We start from the raw sequence: 19,735 nt of genomic DNA, 5'->3' as shown, positions 1-19,735 counted from the left end.
ATTGGATATTTTCCGCCCATGTAGTCGGTGGGCAGGCGGTTGGCAAACGGGACCGACTGGGCAACAGTCCGGCGCATGAACCGCTTCCTTTTCGCGGCCCTGGCCGCCTCCGCCCTCGCCACTCCCATCTTCGCACTCGCCCAGCGCACGCCGCCTCCCCTGCCCGCCGCCGTCTCGCCCGAGGTCGAACGCCTGCGCGACGCCGCGCTGACCGATGACGTCGCCTGGACCATCGTCGAGGGGCTGACGACCGAAGTCGGACAGCGGCTGGCGGGCACCGAGGCGGAGGCGCGGGCCCGCGAATGGGCCGTTGCCAGGCTGACCGCGCTCGGCTTCAAGAATGTCCGGGTCGAGCCTTATCAGATGCCGGTCTGGGAGCGCGGGGCCGAGAGCGCGGAAATCCTGGCGCCCTTTCCACAGAAGCTGACCCTGGCGGCGCTCGGCAATTCGGGCGCGACGCCCGCCGCCGGACTGACCGCCGAAGTCGCCGTCTTCCCCAGCATGGCCGCCTTCCAGGCTGCGCCCGATGACGCGATCAGGGGCAAGATCGTCTATATCGGCAATGCCATGCCCCGGACGCAGGACGGCGCGGGTTACGGCGCCTATGGCACGGCGCGGTTCACCGGACCGGCGCTGGCCGCCCGCCGGGGCGCGCTCGCGATCGTGATCCGCTCGATCGGGACCGATCATCACCGATTCCCCCATACCGGCACCACCAACTTTCCCCAGGGCGTGAAGCCCATCCCCGCCGCCGCGCTGTCGGTCCCAGATGCCGAGCAACTGGAGCGGGTCGCCGCACGCGGGCGCCCGGTCCGAATGAAACTCGTCCTGACGCCGCGCATGGTCGGGATGCGCGAATCGGGCAATGTCATCGCCGAGGTTCCGGGCAGCGATCCGTCTGCCGGCATCGTGCTGGTCGGCGGCCATCTCGACAGCTGGGATCTGGGCACCGGTGCGATCGACGATGCCAGCGGCCTGGCGATCACCACCGCGGCCGCCAAGCGGATCATGGAGGCCGGCACGCCCCGCCGCACGATCCGCGTTGTCTGGTTCGGCGCGGAAGAGGTCGGCGGCATGGGCGGCGCGGCCTATGCCAAGGCCCATGCCGCCGAGCGTCACGCCACCGCCTCGGAAAGCGACTTCGGCGCCGATCGCATCTGGCGCTTCCAGGTCAACCTGCCGGAGGAGGCGACGCCGGTCGCCGACCGGTTGCAGACCGCGCTGGCGCCGCTCGGCATCACCCGGGGAAGCGCGCCTGGCGGCGACGGCACCGATATCGGCCCGACCCTGCAACTGGGCACCGCCGCGATCGACCTGAACCAGTCGGGATGGGACTATTTCGATACCCATCACACGCCCGACGACGTGCTGGACCGGGTGGCGTTGCCCGCGCTGCGCCAGAATGTCGCCGCCTGGACCGCCATGCTGGCCGTCGTGGCCAATGCGCCGGAACCGATCGACCCTGTAAAACCGCGATAAACTGTCGGCTCGACGGCAACCGTTCGGCGAAGGCAACGCCTTGAAAAAGCCCGATCCCTGCCATCGGTTCGTCGCGAACCTTGCGGTTATGTGAATTTTGCGGATTGACCGCGATGAACCGCGCGTTATTTGAGCCGCTTCGCGACGGCATTCGGGTCGGCCGCGATGATTGCTTATGCTTGGGAGCATTCGAATGAAGAAGATTGCCTTTGTTCTCGCTGCCGCCGGCCTGATGTCCGTGGCCGCCTGCACGAAGTCGCCGGAAGCGGCCGCTGTTGAAAACAACGCGGACATGCTGGCCGACAACATGGAACTGCAGGCTGACAACCTCGAAGCGGTTGCCGACAACACCTCGAACGGTGCTGCCGCTGCCTCGCTCGAGAACGCTGCCGACAACATCAACGCCGCCGCCGACAACGTCCGTGACGCTGCCGACGCCAAGGCCGACAACATGCAGTAATGCTGCCTCGGACCCTCGGGTCCGAAGCGCCGACTGCTATGTCAGGAAAGGGCGCTTCCCTCGTGGAGGCGCCCTTTTTCTTTGCAAGGATCATCGATCCGCCGTTGCGAAATACGCACGCGTCACGCTACGGACGCATTCAGGTGGGGCCTGTAGCTCAATGGTTAGAGCTGGCCGCTCATAACGGCTAGGTTGCGGGTTCGAGTCCTGCCGGGCCCACCAAAGTCCACAACCACGTTATTTCCAAATGTCCCATAAAGCCCCAGCAAGCCACGACTTGAGGGGATGGATTTGTCCCAACAGGCCCCATAGCGACCGCTACAACCCGGCCGATCTGGGGGTAGCCGAGAGCAGACTGATCGCCGCCACCTTCGCGAAGCGGCTCAGCACGCCGGTCTGATTGGAACTAGGTGTTTGGTCCCGCGGAGTAGTTGTGCGTTCACCCGCCATGAATCGAGGCAAGCGCTATGGGACAGGTTTTACATGGCAGCGCCAGTTCATAAAACATCGTATTTGCAAATACTTGAGCCATCAACTTAAGGCAACACTGGTATAAACCACCTCGCCAGGGGGCAAGTGACAGGCCCTCAATCCCCTCGCGTCAGGGGCGGTCACCCGCCCGATCCAAGATGAACCTGTTGACCTCATGACTGCGTCGCAGCCGGAATTCCAGCGGCCATCGCATTTGCAGTTTCTGGCGCGTTCCGCCTCCCTTGTCCGCGATGACCGCAACCAGTTCGTGCGCCAGCGCTACACCAAGCGCGTTCAGGTCGAGGGTGAAACAGGTGAGGTCAGGTGACAAGGCCTGACACATCGGATTGTCGCGCAGTCCAATGACCGCAATATCCCGTCCCGGCTCCAGCCCCAACCCGCGCAGCGCACGATAAGCGCCAACGGGCGCTGTCTCGCCCATCAGCAACAAGGCGGAGGGCGGGTGGCGGAGGGCCATCAACTCCCGGGTAGCCGCCTCGCCGTCATGCTCGTCGGTATCGCCGCGATGGATCAGCGCCTCATCGATCGACAGCCCGGCCTTCACAAGGGCGGCGCGATATTCCGCGACCACGACATGGCTGTTGTTGATCGCGACCGGCGGGGTCACCAAGCCGATACGGCGATGGCCGTTGGTCAGTAGCAGTGCCATCGCTTCCGCCACCACGCCCTCGAAATCAAGGTCGATCCACGCATAATCCTGGACCGACGCGGTGCGTCCGAGCGCGACGAACGGGATACCGCGCTCCGATAGCAAGGTGATGCGTGCATCCTCATACTGCGTGCCGGACAGAACCCAGCCGTCCACTGTCCCACGCGCGACATGACGGCGCAGGAACGTCTCTCCATCCTCGCCCTTGCGGGCCAGCAGGATCACCAGATCGAGGCCATGCGGGACCAGTCCGGCCTGCACGCCTGCCATCAGCGCCATGAAGAAGGGATCGCCGTGCACCGCGCTGTCATGTTCCAGCGTCAGCATGAACCCAATGGACGCGGTACGACCGATTCGCAGCGTGCGACCGAACTGATTGGGCGTGTAGCCAAAGGCCGCCGCCGCCTCCAGCACGCGCTGGCGGGTGACGGGGCTGACGTCCTTGCGGTCGTTCAGCGCGCGTGACACGGTACCGATCGACAAGCCCAGACGACCCGCAAGAGCCCGAATGTCCATGTCCATCTGATCGCCGCCGAACGACGGCAACGCAAGGGGCTTGACAGGAGATTAGTTGAAACGCACAAATCCGTAAACGTTTACGGACCAAACAGGCCGAGACGGGGAGGAGGAAAGCGTGGAAACGCTGACGCATGAAGAGCGAGCAATCGCCTGGACTTATGACGGCGACTGGGTCCGAATCGAAGCCTATGGCCCGAACGGGTTGCGACTTCGCGCCTCCACATTCGCACAGCGCCCGGCCTCGCCCGGCGCATTGCTCGACATCGCCCCGGTCACGCCGACGATCGAGCGCGATGGCGCGGTAGCCCGGATCCGCAATGGTGGAATCACCGCCGAACTCGATCTTCAGGGGCGTGTGCGCTTCCTGGATGGCCATGGCCGCCTGCTGCTGGAAGAAAAATGGCGTCAGCGCGATACGGTCGCCAAGTTCTGGACGATCGGCAGCGAAACGGTCGATACGATCAGCGCACTTGGGTTGGCGGGCCGTGAGTTCCGGCCACTGCCCGGCGGCGCGGCGAGGATCACGGTCCGCTTCGAGGCGAAGCCTGGCGAGCGGCTGTACGGCATGGGCCAGTATCAACAGCCGAACCTGGATCTGGCCGGTTGCGTGCTTGAGCTGGCGCAACGCAATTCGCAGGCGAGCGTGCCGTTCGTCGTGTCCAGCCATGGCTATGGCCTGTTGTGGAACAGCCCGGCGATCGGCGAAGCCTGTTTCGCCGCCAATGGTGTGGTATGGACGTCCCATGCCGCGCATGAGATCGACTATTGGATCACCGCCGGCGACACGCCTGCCCAGATTGTGCGCCAATATGCACAAGTAACCGGCACCCCACCGATGATGCCCGACTTCGCGCTGGGACTGTGGCAGAGCAAGTTGCGCTACCGGACGCAGGACGAGTTGCTGGCGGTTGCCCGCACCTATCGCGACCACGGCATTCCGCTGGCGGTGATCGTCGCCGACTTCTTCCATTGGCCGGTGCAGGGCGACTGGCGGTTTGATAGTCGGGAATGGCCCGACCCGGCCGCCATGTGCGCCGAGTTGAAGGCCATGGGCACCGAACTGATGGTATCGGTCTGGCCGACCGTCGACGCCCGCTCCGAAAATTATCAGGCACTGGTCGAGCGGGGTTATCTGGTCCGCGCGAACCGCGGGGTCGACGTGCAGCAGGAATTTCTCGGCAACACGCGCTTCCTCGATGTCACGCATCCCGGCGCGCGCGACTTTCTTTGGCAGACGCTGAAGCGCAATTACGGTGACAAGGGCGTCCGTCTGTTCTGGCTGGACGAGGCGGAGCCGGAATATGGCGCCTATGATTTCGACAATTACCGGTATCACGCGGGCGAAGTGCTCGCGGTCGGCAACGCCTATCCGTTCCATTACGCCCAGGCGCTGCACGACGGGCTGAGCGGGCAAGGCGAGACGGAGATGGTCAGCCTGGTGCGCTGCGCCTGGGCAGGCAGCCAGCGATACGGCGCGCTGGTGTGGTCGGGTGACATACACAGCTCGTTCACCGCCATGCGCAACCAGTTTAGCGCGGGGCTGAACATGGCGATGGCGGGCATCCCGTGGTGGACGACCGACATTGGCGGCTTCCACGGCGGGCATGTCGAGGATCCGGCGTTTCACGAACTCATGATCCGCTGGTTCCAATGGGCGGTATTCACGCCGGTATTGCGGATGCACGGCCATCGCGATCCGATCACCCCGCCGGCCGAGCCGTTCCGCGACGGCGTGGCGCAGTGCGACACGGGCGCGGGCAACGAACTCTGGAGCTTCGGCGAAGACGTCTTTGCTATCCTCCGTCGTCTCGCGGCGCTGCGCGAGCGATTGCGGCCCTATGTCGCAGAACTGATGCGGACCGCGCACGAAACGGGCGATCCGCCGATGCGGCCGATGTTCTACGACTTTCCCGAACATCCGCGCAGTTGGGAGGTGGACGACCAATATATGTTCGGTCCCGACCTGCTGGTGGCCCCCGTCATGGCGGCCGGGATTGTCGAGCGTGAGGTCTGGCTGCCCGAGGGCGATTGGATAGATGCCTGGACCGGCAGGCCCGAGGCGGGCGGCAAGACGACCAGGTGCGCCGCGCCGATCGAACGGTTGCCCGTGTTCGTCCGTGCCGGCGCCCTGGTGGCGCAGGCTTTCGCGGATTCCCTAGCATGACGACGATCATGCAACAGGGCGACGCCGCCCCCATCGTGCCGCGTGACGCACCGAGGCCGGGCGTTTCATTCGGCGAGAAAATCGCCTACGGCTTTGGCGACGCGGGCGGTACGATCATCACCGGATTGATCGCCAACTTCCTGACCTTCTACTATACCGACGTCTTCGGGATCGCCCCCGGCGTGGTCGGCATCCTGTTCCTGTCCTTGCGCATTTTCGATGCGATATCCGATCCGTTGATCGGGATCATGGCCGATCGGACCAGGACGCGCTGGGGACAATTTCGCCCCTATCTGCTGTGGACCGCGATTCCGGTGGGGCTTAGCTGCTTCCTGACCTTCCAGTCGCCCGATCTGGGAGAGGACGGGAAGGTCGCTTATGCCGCGATCACCTATTTCCTGCTCGCCTTCTCCTATTCGCTCAACAACGTTCCCTATTGCGCTCTCGTCACGCGGATGACCGACAGCGCCGAGGAAGGCGTCGCGTGCCAGTCGGTGCGGTTCGCGATGGTGGCGATCGCGTCGTTCACCGTGTCTGTCGGCCTTCCGATCATGGTCCGCCATCTGGGCGGCGGCGACGTCGCGCGCGGCTATCGCGATGGCGTCGCGATCCTGAGCCTTGCGGCGGTCGCGATGTTCCTGATCTGCTTCCTGTTCGTCCGCGAGCGGATCGCCTTCGCCGCCGCCGAGGAGCCACCGCTGCGGGTCGCGATCGCCAACACGTTGAAGAACGACCAACTGCGCATCACCTTCGCGATGACGCTGCTGCTGATCGCGATCTTCAACACCAAGGGCGGCGCGGCGCTCTACTTCATCACCTATGTGCTGAAGGGCGGCACGACCTATCAGGCCTTCTTCTTCGGCATCGCGACGATCGGCGGGTTCATCGGCTCGATCGTCGTCACCGCCTTCACGCGCCGCTACGATGTGCGGTCGATCTATATCTGGGTCAATCTGATCCTGGTCGCGGGGCATGTCGGCGCCTTCTTCGTACCGGGCCACTATCCGACATTGTGGCTGGTCCTGGTCGGACTGTGCTGCATCGTGCTGGGCTGCACCCTGCCGCTGCATTTCACGCTGATCCAGCTTGCCGACCAGTATGGCGAGTGGAAGCTGGGGATGCGCTCCTCAGGCATGAGCTTTGCCTTCAACCAGTTCTTCGTGAAGCTCGCCTGGGCCGTGGCGGGTGTCCTGATCAGCGGGGTATTGGTCCTCGTTTCCTACACCGCCGGGGCGGACAATCAGACGCCCCTATCGCTGGCCGGTATCCGGGCCCTGTCCACGCTCGTGCCGGCTGCGATGCACCTGATGCTCGCCTTCGCGATCAGCCGCCTCGCCCTGAACGCCGCCACCATCGCGCGCATGAATGCGGACCGCGCCGCATGACCCCTTCCCTCCTTCCCCTGGAAACCCGCCCCATGCGTCATCTTCTTCTCGCCACCTTGTTCGCCTCCACCGCCTGGTCCGCCCTGGCGCAGGAGGCCCCCGAGCGGCTGACCGTCGACATGAGCAGCAACACCGGCGCGTTCCATGGCGGCGCATCGGGTACGCTCTACGGCCTGTACGACGCACGACTGCCGCACCCGAACCTGATCGAAGGGATCAACCTGCGCACCGTGTCGACAAAGGCACAGGACGGGCCGCAGCACCCCGGCGCCGATGCGCTGGAGGTCTCCACCCTGCTGACCGACGCGTCGGGCGGCGACACCTATATCTACATGACCGATGTCTTTCGCGAGTTCCCTTACAAGTGGAAGACCGGCGACTGCGCGCAGTCGGTGACGAACTATATCGAGGTGCTGAAACGCCAGGCCGAACAGGTCCGGGGTTTGCCCCCGCGCTACCGCGACCGCATCGTCTTCGTGCCGTTCAACGAGCCCGACGGCAACATGTTCAGCGAAGATGCCAAGAGCTGCAACGGCGTTAGCTGGCTCAAGGAACCGGCGGTGTTCTTCGACGCCTGGGACCGTGCGGTACGGGCGCTGCGGCAGACATCGCCCGGCACCCGGATCGCCGGGCCGAACACCAGCATCCTGTTCGACCAGGTCGAGGGCTTCCTGCGCCACGCGATCGCGCAGGACACCATGCCCGATATCGTCACATGGCACGAACTGAGCGACCCCGCGACCGTCCGCACCAGCGTACGCAAATACCGTGAATGGGAGGACCGGCTTTTCGCAGGCACCAAGTGGCAGGGTCGCCACCTGCCGATCAATATCAACGAATATGCCTATAACTATCACACCTCGGTGCCGGGGCAGATGGTCCAGTGGGTCGCCGCGATCGAGGATGCGAAGGTCGACGCCGACATCGCCTATTGGAACATCGACGGCAATCTGAGCGACAGTGCCGTGCAGGCGAACCGCGGCAACGGGCAATGGTGGCTGCTGAACGCCTATGCGACGATGAGCGGACATACGCTGGACGTCACGCCCCCCCACCCCAACCAGAGCTATACGTTACAGGGCGTCGCGACGCTCGATCCAGAGCGACGCCAGGCGCGTCTGCTGCTCGGGGGCAAGAACGGCGCGGCCGCTGTGACGCTGACGAAACTGCCCGCGTTCTTCGGCGCATCGGCGCAGATGCGGATCCGCGAGATCGCCTGGACCGGGCAACTGGGCGATGCCGCGCCGCCGATCGTCGTCGCGGACCAGCGGGTTCCGGTCCGCGACGGTACGCTGGCGCTGACATTCGGGCGCGATGGCCTGCCGCCCCTGCGCGAGGAGTCGGCCTATGAACTGGTCATCACGCCGGGCACGACCACCCCGGCAGCGCCCAACGCGCCATGGCGGCAGGATTATGAGGCGGAAGCGGCAACCCGCCGTGGCAGCGGACTGAAGGTGCGCGGCCCGGAGGGCTCGCCCAAGGACGTCTCCCGCTTCCACACCTCGGGCGGCTATTCGGTCGAAGGGTTCGCATCCGGTAACGACGCGGCGCTGGACTTCGCGGTCGAGGTGCCGCGCACCGGCCGCTACGACCTGCGCGTGCTGGCCAGCACCTTCAACAAGGACCCGCTGGCCGAGGCGCAGGGGCCGACCAACGTTTTCCTGCGCATCGACGGCAAGGAGGCGGGTGAACTGCACCTGCCGCTCGGTTACAAGCCATCGGTGCTCGACCATGTCGACACGAGCGTGACGCTGAACGCCGGGCGACACGTCGTCACGCTCGCGACGCGCAGCACCGACGGGCGCGGGCAGACGAACGGCAATGCGCTGGTCGACCGTATCACGCTGACGCAGGCCCCGGCGAACGACGCACAGGTCTATGACGTGCGCGACGCCGGGATGCGTGGTGGAGCGGCCACATTCTGGGTCTATGCCGCAAAGGATGGACCGGCACGGCTCGCCACGCTGGCCGCGGGCGCAAGGCCGACGCTGACCGTCAACGGCCGTGCCATGACCGGGAACACGGCTTTCCTGCTGGGCGGCATCAACAAGGTGGTCGTGTCCGACACCGCCGGTCTGCGCGGACTGCGCGTGACGGCCGCACCGGCCGCAGGCATTCAGGTCTATCAGGCCGAGGCGGCGCAGGTCGCGGGCACCGCCCGCGTTGCCGAGGCGTCTCTCGCCGATGGCGGCAAGGCGGTGTTCGACATTGGCGGCGCGCCGGGCAATGCCAACACGCTCACCTTCCCCGACGTCCGCGTGGCCCGCGCGGGCCGCTATGCCTTGACGGTCCGCTTCTCGAACGACGAGCAGTCGAAGGCGACGCATTACAACCCCGATCCACTCGCCCGGATCGCGCGCATCTCGGTCAACGGCGACACGCCGGTCCTGGCGACCTTCCCCAACAGCTTCCACCGCAACAACTGGTGGGAGATGACCGTGCCGGTGATGTTGCGGGCGGGCACCAACACGATCCGTATCGCGGGCGAGGAACAGCCGAACTGGGATGGCAAGACCTATGCCTCGCAGGTGTGGCCCGACGTGCTGCTGCGCTCGCGCTACGCCCCCAATATCGACCGGATCGCCATCACCCCGATACCCTGACGATCATCACCCAACCACGACAAAAAACAAGATCTAGGACGAGGAACGCGACCATGACCCTGATGACGACGGCACGCCTGCTCGCGTCCAGTGCAACGCTGGCGATCACGATCGCGGCGACACCCGCACTGGCCCAGTCCACCGTCCCGCAGGGCGAGACGAGCGGGGCCGAGCCGTCACGGACAGCACCATCCGGCGCTGCACCGATCGCTGAGGCTCCCCCCGAGGATATCGTCGTTACCGGCATCCGCCAGAGCCTGAGCAACGCGCAGAATATCAAGCGCAATTCGGATGCGATCGTCGATGCGCTGGTCGCGGAGGATATCGGCAAGTTCCCCGACAACAACGCGTCCGAAGCGATCGCGCGGATCACCGGCGTACAGGTGACCCGCTATGCCGACGAAGCGAACGGGGTGCTGATCCGCGGCCTGCCCAACGTTCAGACGACCGTCAACGGTCGCGAGATCTTCACCGCCGATGGCCGGTCCGTGGCGATCCAGGACTTTCCGGCGCAGGCGGTTGCGCGCGTCGACGTGTTCAAGGCGGTCACCGCGCAGAATCTGGAAGGGGGAATCGCTGGACTGATCGACGTTGCACTGCGTCGTCCGTTCGATTTCAAGGGGTTCCAGCTCGCCGGTGCGGCGCGCGGGGTCTATAATACGGAATCGCGCAAGCTCGACCCTATCGGCAGCCTGCTGGTCAGCAATCGCTGGCAGACCGGGATCGGCGAGATCGGCGCGCTGCTCAACATGTCCTTCACCCAGACGCGCTACCTGAACTCGGTCCGCTATCAGGGCTTCCAGGACAATGTACCTGCCGCGCAGCAAATCCTGCCGGCCTCGGTCGGGCGCAATTTCACCTTCCCGCAGGATATCGGGCTGTTCTATGGTCGCGGAAACCGCCAGCGTCCGTCGGTCAATGGCTCCCTGCAATGGCAGCCGACCGACAATCTGATGATCTACGCCGATGGTCTGTGGCAGGCCTATCGCAACAAGAACGCCAACGACTTTTTCGGCATCTCCATCCAGTCGAGCACGACCGGCGGCAATCCGCCGACGATCCGCAACGCCGTCCTCACGCAGGACCGCACGACGCTTGAATCGTTCGATGTCGATCTCGGCATCGTCAATGGTCCCACCAAGGAGTTCGGGCGCGGGCGCACCGACACCTTCCAAGGCGCGCTGGGCGCAAGATGGGAGATTGGCAACGCCGTCTTCACCACCGATCTCGCCTACACCAAGTCGATCGTCGACAACACGTTCGGACAGTTCCAGACGCAGACCGCGACACCCTTGTCATTAGCGGTCCGTCTGAACGACCAGGGGAGCGTCAACTTCGTGCCGAGCGGCGTCGACTTCGCCAACCCGAACAGCTTCTACGTGCGGGGTCTGTTCGAGAGCCGTCAGAAATCGATGGGCGACCAGTGGCAGTGGCAGGGCAACCTGTTGCTGGATACCCAGTCGTCGCTGTTTCCGAAGTTCCGCTTCGGGGTTCGCTATGCCGATCGCAACGCCAGCTCCACCTATGGCGACCGCTACGCTTCGCTGGCCAGCCTGCGCGACCCGATCAACAAGGTGCCCAGCGTGTCGCAGGGCGGGATCATCGAGGCCGGGTTCCACGGCGACGACGTCCAGCAATTCCGATCCTGGTACGCACCCAACGCCTATATCTTCAACGATCGGCTGAATGACGTGCGCGACTATGTCCGCGACGCGCTGGTCCGCGCGGGTGACACCGGCGCGCAGGGCGCATGGGCACCCGAACGGCCGGCGCTCAACCCGCTGAATGCGTTCACGGCGCGCGAGCAGGTATTTTCGGGCTATGCGCAGATCGATTATGCCTTCGACATCGGTTTCCCCGTCGACGGCGTGATCGGTACGCGCGTGGTCGTCACGCGCAACAATCTGAAAGGCACCAATTCGCTTCCCGTGGCAGGCGGCGGGACGCAACTGGTTCCGATCGCCTCATCCACGCAATATGCCGACATACTGCCCAACATCAGCGCGCAGTTGCACTTCACCGACCGGCTGAAGCTGCGGCTGTCGCGGACCGAAGCGCTCACCCGTCCGGGCTTCAACCAGATCAATCCGACATTGACCATCTCGCAAGGGACGATCGGCGGCAATATCTCTTACACCGGCAATGGCGGCAACCCGGACCTGCAACCGATCCGGTCGAACAATTACGACGCATCGCTCGAATATTATTTCTCGCGGACCGGCTCGGTGTCGGTGGCCGGCTTCTACCGCGAGATCGAGGGCTTCATCAATTCGCTGCCGCAGGTGGTCAACGTCGCGCCGTTCGGCAACATCCTCGTCTACCGACCGTCGAACTCCAGTTCGGGAACGATCAAGGGCATCGAGGCGGCGGCGACGACCTTCTTCGACTTCCTGCCGGGCGCGCTTCGCGGGCTCGGCATGCAGGCCAACTTCACCTATATCGACGGGGAACAGGTCGTGCCCGCCGCGGCCAATTTCGCGGGTGGTCGCAACACCCTGCCCGGCGTGTCGAAATACAGTTTCAACGTGATCGGCCTGTATGAACTCGGCCCGGCAAGCGTGCGCCTGGCCTATAATCATCGCAGCGCGAACGTCGATGGTTTCGGCGCGCCGGGCGTGTTCACCACCGTCTATTCGGGTGCAGTCGGGCGGCTCGACCTGTCGGCGAGCTACAACGTCAACGACAATGTCACGCTGACGGTCGACGCCACCAACCTGCTGCGCACGCCCTATCACAGCTACGTCAAGGATCCGCGCTATCCCCGCGACGTGCGGTGGGAGGCAAGCCTGCTGTCCGCTGGGCTGCGCTTCCGTTTCTAGGCTGTTGGGCAAGCACGGCCGCGCGGCTTGCGCTTGCCACCTTATTATCCGGGTTGAAGGCAACATGGGGGCACGGGGCGCTGCATGAGCAGGAAAAGACGAATGGACGGCCTGGTTCGATATCTGCACATCCTGCTCACGCCCATCGCGGCCGTCGCCCTGAGCGGAGCAGTGCCCGAGGCGGATCCGCAAGCGGAGGCGATCGCGCGTGCGTTGCGCGAGAATCCCGCATTCACGGCCCCGATCCGCGGCAACATCACCTTGCCAGAGACGACGGCCGAACTCGGCCCATCGGTCGGAGGACAGCCCCTCCCCATGGCGCGGATCGGCTGGCATTCGTCGGACACGGCGACGATGACCGATACCGACCGGGGGATCGGAGCGGATGTCCTGCGCAAGGGCAAGGTCACCCGTGGCGCCACGGACCGCAAGGTGCGGTTGACGGCGACCGTTGCCATGCCCGGCCGTCGTCCCTTCAGGGTGCCGATCCCCGTCGTCGTCAAGGGCGCGCCCGCCCCGTCGACGCCGAACGCGGCCTATCTCTTCGTCTATTTCACCGAGAATACGATCGAGGGCGAAAAGCTGCGCTTTGCGGTGTCCGACGGCAACAACGCCCTGCAATGGAAGACGTTGAACGACGGACAACCCGTGCTGCAATCGACCGAGGGCACGCGCGGGCTCCGCGATCCGTTCATCATGCGCTCGGCGGAGGGCGATCGCTTCTTCCTGCTCGCCACCGACCTGTCGGTCGGCCGCACCGGCTGGGGCGATTCGACCAGCCAGGGCAGCCACTATCTCGAAATCTGGGAATCGACCGACCTGATCCATTGGGGACAGCAGCGCCATGTCCGCGTCAACCTGCCCGCCGCGGGAATGACCTGGGCGCCGGAGGCAAGCTACGATCCGACGATCGGCGCCTATGTCGTGTACTGGACGTCGACCCTCTACAAGGACGGGGCGCACAAGGTCGAGGATGGCGAAGGTCCGCAGATCTTGAGCGCCATCACCCGCGACTTCCGCGTCTTCACCACGCCTAAGCCCTGGTTCAAGGCCGCCGACGTGCCGGGAGCGGTCCGGTCGAAGGGAATGATCGATGCGACCGTGATGAAGCATGGTGATCGCTATTACCGCTTCACCAAGATCAGCGATGCCAGCGGCTGCCCATCGAGCGATATCCTGGCGCAGGTGTCTCCGTCGCTGCGGGCCGATGGCGCCTCGGGCCAGTGGAAGATCATCGATCGATGCATCGGTCGCCGCACGGGTACGCCCGAAGTGGAGGGGCCGACAGCATTCGTCGCAAATCCCGGCGACCGTAGCGGGTTCAAATATTTCCTGTGGGTCGATGATTATGGCGGCGTCGGCTATATCCCCCTGGCGACCAACGCGCTGGACGGCAAGATCACCTGGACCTACCCGCGCGATTTCCACCTTCCGCCATCGCCGCGCCATGGGACGGTATTGGCGATTACCGAGGCCGAGCGGCGTCGGCTCGTCGCGCGCTGGGGCCGCCCCGCGACCGGCCCCTCCACCGTCGCCGAAACCTGGGTCGTCCCACCGGTTCTCGCACCGGGCACAAATCTGCCGGTTCCGGCTGGGTTCACCGCTGCCTGGCGCGCCGACGGGAAGCCCCTGCGCGACGGTATGCTCACCAATACGCAGACGGGCGAGCGTCTGGTTCATCTCGAAGGTCGGCTAAGCCACCCGGATGGAACCACGCTCACCAAAGACTTCGAGGTCCGGCTGCTCGGCAGCGGCGTGCGCCGTCTGGAGGCCTATGCACGCACGCCTACAAACGCGCACGATGCGAACCAGCCGGCGGTCGCGCGCAGCGTCCATCTGGGGCTGCGTGATACCAATGGTCGGCTTCGCCCGCTGAACGGCAATTACGGCGTCCTGTTCGCTCGCAGTGATGACATCGGGGTCGACCGGGTCGCGCTACGCGGCGTCGCCGACCCGTCGCTCTTCTATTTTGCCGACGGAGCGCTGGGCATCATCGCGACGCGTGTTGACATGAACGGTGTGCCCGACCCGGCCGCCACCGCGACGCTCGTGTTTCGCAGCGATCCCCGCCACCCTGCCGACTTCGTCGAACTGGGCACGCTCGACCTGCGCACGAGCGAGGGAGTGGCGCACCCGCGCGCGGTGTGGGACAGTGCGAGCCGCCGTTATGTCGTGTCATGGACCGATCGCGCCGATCGACCGCGCTGGACGCTCGTCACGGACCTCGCGCGAACGGAAGACGATGACACGTCCCGGCCGGCGCAGGCCGGAGGCCGCCGCCAGCGGATCGCGCTGGTCGGCAATGTCGGCGAGCCTCGATCCGGCGTCGTGACGACCACCGATACCGCGACATTGGCGATCTCCGCCAGTGCGGCGAGCGCGCTCACCAACCGTTTCGACCGCATCGTCAACGTCACGGCCAGCGTACCGACGCAGACGATCGCCGCCGCCAAGGTCGCCGGGTTGAACGCGGTACGGGTGACGCTGGGCTATTCCGACGGCTCCACCGCCACCCGCGCGGTCGACTGGGATGCCGCCGACCTCGCGCGGCTGGGCCGGCCCGGCCGGTATCTGGTCCACGGGACGGTGAGACAGCGGGATTACCCAGAAATCTTTGCCTATAACCGCGCCGATCCCGACATCTATCGATGGGAACAGGGCGGCCGGGTCCGCTATCTCTTTGCCGCGACCGACGACACGAACAACGACAATGTCGGGTCTGCGCATCTGCCGATCCGCGTGGCCGAGCGGATCACCGATCTCGCCGATGAGAATGGTGGAAAGGCGCGTGAGGTCGATCTGCTCAACCGTCTGACCCGCCGCGACCGGACGGCGGAGGGTCGGGTGATCGCCGGCTGCTACTGGGCACCCGAAATCCATGAGATCGGCGGCAAGCTCTCGATCCTGTTCGCGCCTTGCTTCAATCCGCAGGACGATCAGTCGAACCAGGGCGGGGACTGGTCCACCGTCGCCGCGCACATCATCCAGCTCCGCGACGGGGGCGATCCGGCAAACCCCGCAGACTGGTCGCGGCCGGCCGCGATCCGCAAGACCGACGGCAGCCCGCTCGGTCGCGCGGAGATGCCCGCGAACATCAGCCTCGACATGTCCTTCTTCACGGTCGGCGATCAGTCCTATTATATCTGGTCGCAACGCTATCTGGGGACTTCGGGCCCGATCGGGGATCCGTTGACATGGATCGCGAAGATCGATCCGGCGCATCCGACGCGGCTTGCCGGTACACCGTCACCGATCATCATCCCCCAGACCTCGGTGGAGGAAAATCTCGCCGAGGGGGCCTTCGCCCTCACCCATGGCGGCCGACTGACGCTCGTCTATTCCAGTTCGGGGGTGAGCCCGACCTATGTCGTCAACGGCATCTCCGCCCCGCTCGACGCCGACCTGACCCAGATCGCATCCTGGCGAAAATGGACGGCCCCACTTCAGAAGAGCATGCCGATGCCGACCGGGGTCACGGATTACCGCCGCTACGAACAGGGGCCGGGGCACGGCGCGTTCACCACGGACGAGGACGGCAATATGCTGTACGTCTATCACAGCTGGGGCGACGGCGTCGGCGGCGACGGACGTGACGCGCGGGTGCGTCGCATCCATTGGGCCGCCGATGGCCGCCCCCTGCTCGACATGACCCGCGACGAGGAAGTCGTGCCAGCCCATCGCCGGGTCACCATGGCCGTGACGATTCTCTAACCCGGACCGACTTTCAGGATGCCCAATGCGGCTGAAGGCGATCGAGAGGTGCGCACCAGATGGTGCACATCGCGCGATACGCCATGGCCGCCCGCCCTTATTTGTCCGGTTTGGTACACCTCGCCACCGCGATGGTAAGGATACGCTTGCAGCAGCACTACTTGTCGGACTTGATGCCCCTACCGCGGCCATTGCGGAAGCCGCTCGATCAAGCCTCCAGAGGGATTCTAAGCCCGAAATCAGGAGTCTGGAAAGCCCAGAAACACATAGGCGCTATTGATATGCACATTTTTCCGCCAAGCGAGATTGGCAAACAAAATATCCACTCAACCATCTGTAATATAATACATAATTTTCCATTTTTGCTAGAGCACCTTGGATCGGCACACATAAGCGGCCTTGTGTGACATTCAAATTTTCACATGAAATCAAAGCATTGCTTTGAGCGCGAAAGTCGTATCGATCAGGTTCAATTTCATTTGTCAGTCATTTGGGTTTGTGCCATGTAGGTTGCGAGCCGCATCATAGCGGACGAACATTGGGGGGAGGATATATGCGAGATATTGCATCGCGCTGGCTGTTTGGCGCGTCCATCGTTGCAATCGCGACCGGTGGTATTCATAGCATCGCCAACGCACAAACCGCCGTTGTACCACCGAAGCGCGGCGCCGAACTTCGGGTGGAGCAGGGCCGAAACGCCAGCCAGCCGACCGGCGCGCTGAACGCCTCGCAGGTCGCCGAGCAGGATGCTTCGGATCAGGACATCGTCGTCACCGGCGTGCGCGAGGCGCTGCGCTCGGCACAGGCGCTGAAGCGCAACGCCAATCAGATCATCGATTCGGTGCAGGCGCAGGATATCGGCAAGCTGCCCGACGCCAACACGACCGAGGCATTGCAACGCATCACCGGCGTCCAGATCCAGCGCCGCTACGGCGAGGGCGCGACCGACTTCGATCACCGCACGTCACCCGCCATCACAGTGCGCGGCCTGACCCAGGTGCAGAACTTCCTCGACGGCCGCGCCATCTATTCGGCATCGGGCGGCCGTGCCTTCGACCTGGAGGGGATTCCGCCCGAGTTGCTCGGTGGCATCGACGTCTACAAGAACGCGCCCGCCAATATCATCGAGGGCGGCGTCGGCGCGGCAGTCAACCTGCGCACTCGCCTGCCCTTCGACCAGGCAGGCCAGACGATCAGCGGCACGCTGCGCGGCAATTATTATGACCGCGTCGACAAGTTCGGTTATTCGGCCTCGGGCCTGTACAGCAATCGCTTCGATACCGGCATCGGCGAGATCGGCATCCTGTTCAACGCCGTCTATTCGACCGCGCATTACCGCCAGGACGGCATCCTCGCCAACCCGCAGCAACCGATCCCGGCCGGCAGCATTTCGGGCGCGCCCGCCAATGCCAAGGCGCCGATGGGTATGCAGGTCTATGACGACCTGGGCGATCGCCGGCGCCTGGGCATTGCTAGCGCGGTGCAATGGCAGGCAGCCGACAATCTGCTGATCACCGGCCAGTATCAGCTTGCCAAATACTGGTTCAACCGGCGCGGTGCCTATTATTACACGGTCAATGGCGGGAGCGTGTCCGATCCGCTGCCCGGATCAACCTTCACCTTCAACAAGGAAGGCTATGCGACCTCCGGCTCACTGCGCGGGCAGAATTTTGAAACCGGCCGATTCGACCAAGAGCTGTGGAGCCAGAGCCAGAACTTCACCCTGGCTGCCGAATGGCAGGCAACGGACCGTGCCAAGGTTCATTTCGATGCCCAGTATCTGAAAAGTTATTACAATGCCGACCGCAACGGCCATGTCCTGTCGCTGTTTACCGCGGCCGGACAGAACACGCCCACCGGATCGCCGCATGCGTCGATCATCGATTTCGACCTGCGCGGCAGCCGCCCGCAATGGGACGTCCGTGACAAGGCACTGCTCAGCAATCCGGCAAATTACAGCACACCGTTCATCGCCGACGCGCTTCAACGCAACGACGCGGACACGCTCGCGCTGGCCTATGACATCGAATATGATCTGGAAGGCGGCTTCCTGCAGAAACTGCGCGGGGGCGCGCGCTATTCCGACAATTCGATTAATCTGCGGGGCACTTGGAATGGCATCTGCCTCTATGCGACCGGCCCGGATCCGTCCTGTTCGGCCAAGGACGGCACCCCGCTGATCCCGCTCAGCCGCAATCCCCAGTTGGCGATGCCGGGACCATCCAAGAACTTCTTCGACGGACGCAGCGTGACCGGCGGTTTCCTCTATCCCGCCTTTCCCGCTGGCGACGGGGTCTGGGCGCAGACCAAGGCGCTCTATGCCCTGTTCGGCGCTAAGACGAAGGATGCCTTCACGCCAGGCGATCTCAACTCGCAGACAGAGAAGACCTATACCGCCTGGGGCATGGTCGATTACGCATTCGAGGGTGACGGCGTACGCTTCGATGGCGGCATCGGTGTCCGACTGGTCAAGACCGACCTGACCTCGTTCGGCACCCAGTTCAATTCCAACGGGACCAGTTCGCCGCTCTCGATCCAGAACAGCTATACCCGCGCTCTGCCCAGCGTGAACTTGCGGGCGCGCATCACCGACGAATTCCAGATGCGCTTCGCCTATTCGAAAGGGCTGGCGCGGCCGAACTTTGATCAACTGTCGACCAACCTGACACTGAACAACCCCAATCAGATCAATCCTATCACCGGCCGTCCCAGCGCCAATTCAGGCAATCCGCGCCTGCGGCCGATTTCCTCGAACAATTTCGACCTGACGGCGGAATGGTATTTCGCGCCAACCGGATCGCTGACCGGCGGGTTGTTCTACAAGAAGGTCGATGGTTTCCTGGCCAGCGGCGTGATCGTCCAGAATTTCCAGGGTCGCGCCTATGACGTCAACACCGTGCTGAACTCGGGCAAGGGTACGGTCAAGGGGGCAGAGATCGGCTATCAGCAGTTCTTCGACTTCCTGCCGGGTCTGCTCAGCGGCTTTGGCGTGCAGGCGAACTACACCTATGTCGACTCGAACGTCACCAATCCGTTCGCGGTCGCGGGATCGGGCAACACCCAGTTGCCGCTGGAGAAGCTGTCCAAGCACAACTACAATTTGATAGGCCTGTACGAAAAGGGTCCGTTCACCGGGCGCCTCGCCTATAACTGGCGGTCAAGCTATCTCGACCAGACGTTCGGCGCAGGCACAAACCAGCCGCAATATGCCAAGCCCTATGCGTCGCTCGATGCTTCGGTCAGCGTCAATCTGAACCGCCACATTGCCGTCTCCGCCGATGCGGTGAACCTGACCAACCGCATGAATGTCACGTATATCGGCACCATGGGCCAACCGCTTCAGTATCAGCTGAACGATCGCCGCTTTGGTCTGTCGCTCCGCGCGACCTATTGATCCCCGCCTGCCAGCATGGTCTGACTATCGGACCATGCTGGCATTTTTCGTCAGGGATAG

Annotated in this window: 9 protein-coding genes and 1 tRNA gene; 9 read left to right on the top strand and 1 reads right to left on the bottom strand. The window is 64.2% G+C overall.

The features are described from left to right. The first annotated feature begins 75 nt into the window (after positions 1-75). The 3 genes from ABDV78_RS02160 (at position 76) to ABDV78_RS02150 (ending at position 2,161) form a co-directional block, all read left to right on the top strand. Positions 76-1,479, top strand: a complete 1,404-nt coding sequence (locus ABDV78_RS02160) for a M20/M25/M40 family metallo-hydrolase (protein ID WP_343525543.1) — start codon at positions 76-78, stop codon at positions 1,477-1,479. Positions 1,480-1,672: 193 nt separating this feature from the next. Continuing rightward, on the top strand, positions 1,673-1,939 hold the full coding sequence (locus ABDV78_RS02155) for a hypothetical protein (RefSeq protein WP_343525542.1): 267 nt from the start codon (positions 1,673-1,675) through the stop codon (positions 1,937-1,939). A 146-nt stretch (positions 1,940-2,085) separates the two neighbouring features. Continuing rightward, positions 2,086-2,161, top strand: a tRNA-Ile gene (locus tag ABDV78_RS02150). 379 nt (positions 2,162-2,540) lie between these two features. On the opposite strand, the gene ABDV78_RS02145 is transcribed toward ABDV78_RS02150, so the two are convergent. Beyond that, the gene (locus tag ABDV78_RS02145) at positions 2,541-3,596 is read right to left on the bottom strand and encodes a LacI family DNA-binding transcriptional regulator (RefSeq protein ID WP_343525541.1); all 1,056 of its coding nucleotides are present in this window, start codon (positions 3,594-3,596) and stop codon (positions 2,541-2,543) included. 118 nt (positions 3,597-3,714) lie between these two features. Between ABDV78_RS02145 and ABDV78_RS02140 the strand changes: the two genes are divergently transcribed. The 6 genes from ABDV78_RS02140 (at position 3,715) to ABDV78_RS02115 (ending at position 19,675) form a co-directional block, all read left to right on the top strand. Further along, positions 3,715-5,763, top strand: a complete 2,049-nt coding sequence (locus tag ABDV78_RS02140) for a glycoside hydrolase family 31 protein (protein WP_343525540.1) — start codon at positions 3,715-3,717, stop codon at positions 5,761-5,763. Beyond that, the gene (locus ABDV78_RS02135; protein ID WP_343525539.1) at positions 5,760-7,148 is read left to right on the top strand and encodes an MFS transporter; all 1,389 of its coding nucleotides are present in this window, start codon (positions 5,760-5,762) and stop codon (positions 7,146-7,148) included. Before ABDV78_RS02140 ends, ABDV78_RS02135 begins: the two co-directional genes overlap by 4 nt. Positions 7,149-7,180: 32 nt before the next feature. Further along, a complete protein-coding gene (locus ABDV78_RS02130) occupies positions 7,181-9,751 on the top strand; it encodes a cellulosome protein (RefSeq protein ID WP_343525538.1) in 2,571 nt (856 codons plus the stop codon). Between the two features lie 53 nt (positions 9,752-9,804). After that, a complete protein-coding gene (locus ABDV78_RS02125) occupies positions 9,805-12,570 on the top strand; it encodes a TonB-dependent receptor (protein WP_343525537.1) in 2,766 nt (921 codons plus the stop codon). Between the two features lie 102 nt (positions 12,571-12,672). Continuing rightward, a complete protein-coding gene (locus tag ABDV78_RS02120; RefSeq protein WP_343525536.1) occupies positions 12,673-16,281 on the top strand; it encodes a family 43 glycosylhydrolase in 3,609 nt (1,202 codons plus the stop codon). A 553-nt stretch (positions 16,282-16,834) separates the two neighbouring features. After that, positions 16,835-19,675: a TonB-dependent receptor gene (locus tag ABDV78_RS02115; RefSeq protein ID WP_343525535.1), complete on the top strand. Its 2,841-nt coding sequence runs from the start codon at positions 16,835-16,837 to the stop codon at positions 19,673-19,675. Positions 19,676-19,735 lie beyond the last annotated feature (60 nt).

Origin of the sequence: Sphingomonas sp. (assembly GCF_039594485.1) — a bacterium.
In the GTDB taxonomy this organism is placed as follows: domain Bacteria; phylum Pseudomonadota; class Alphaproteobacteria; order Sphingomonadales; family Sphingomonadaceae; genus Sphingomonas.
This window is presented reverse-complemented; position numbering and strand designations above follow the sequence as displayed.

Excerpts from the sequence above, each read along its gene's own strand:
- ABDV78_RS02160 (WP_343525543.1), top strand. The coding sequence starts at position 76 with ATGAACCGCTTCCTTTTCGCGGCCCTGGCCGCCTCCGCCCTCGCCACT.
- ABDV78_RS02120 (WP_343525536.1), top strand. The coding sequence starts at position 12,673 with ATGGACGGCCTGGTTCGATATCTGCACATCCTGCTCACGCCCATCGCG.
- ABDV78_RS02135 (WP_343525539.1), top strand. The coding sequence starts at position 5,760 with ATGACGACGATCATGCAACAGGGCGACGCCGCCCCCATCGTGCCGCGT.
- ABDV78_RS02130 (WP_343525538.1), top strand. The coding sequence starts at position 7,181 with ATGCGTCATCTTCTTCTCGCCACCTTGTTCGCCTCCACCGCCTGGTCC.
- ABDV78_RS02145 (WP_343525541.1), bottom strand. The coding sequence starts at position 3,596 with ATGGACATTCGGGCTCTTGCGGGTCGTCTGGGCTTGTCGATCGGTACC.
- ABDV78_RS02115 (WP_343525535.1), top strand. The coding sequence starts at position 16,835 with ATGCGAGATATTGCATCGCGCTGGCTGTTTGGCGCGTCCATCGTTGCA.
- ABDV78_RS02125 (WP_343525537.1), top strand. The coding sequence starts at position 9,805 with ATGACCCTGATGACGACGGCACGCCTGCTCGCGTCCAGTGCAACGCTG.
- ABDV78_RS02155 (WP_343525542.1), top strand. The coding sequence starts at position 1,673 with ATGAAGAAGATTGCCTTTGTTCTCGCTGCCGCCGGCCTGATGTCCGTG.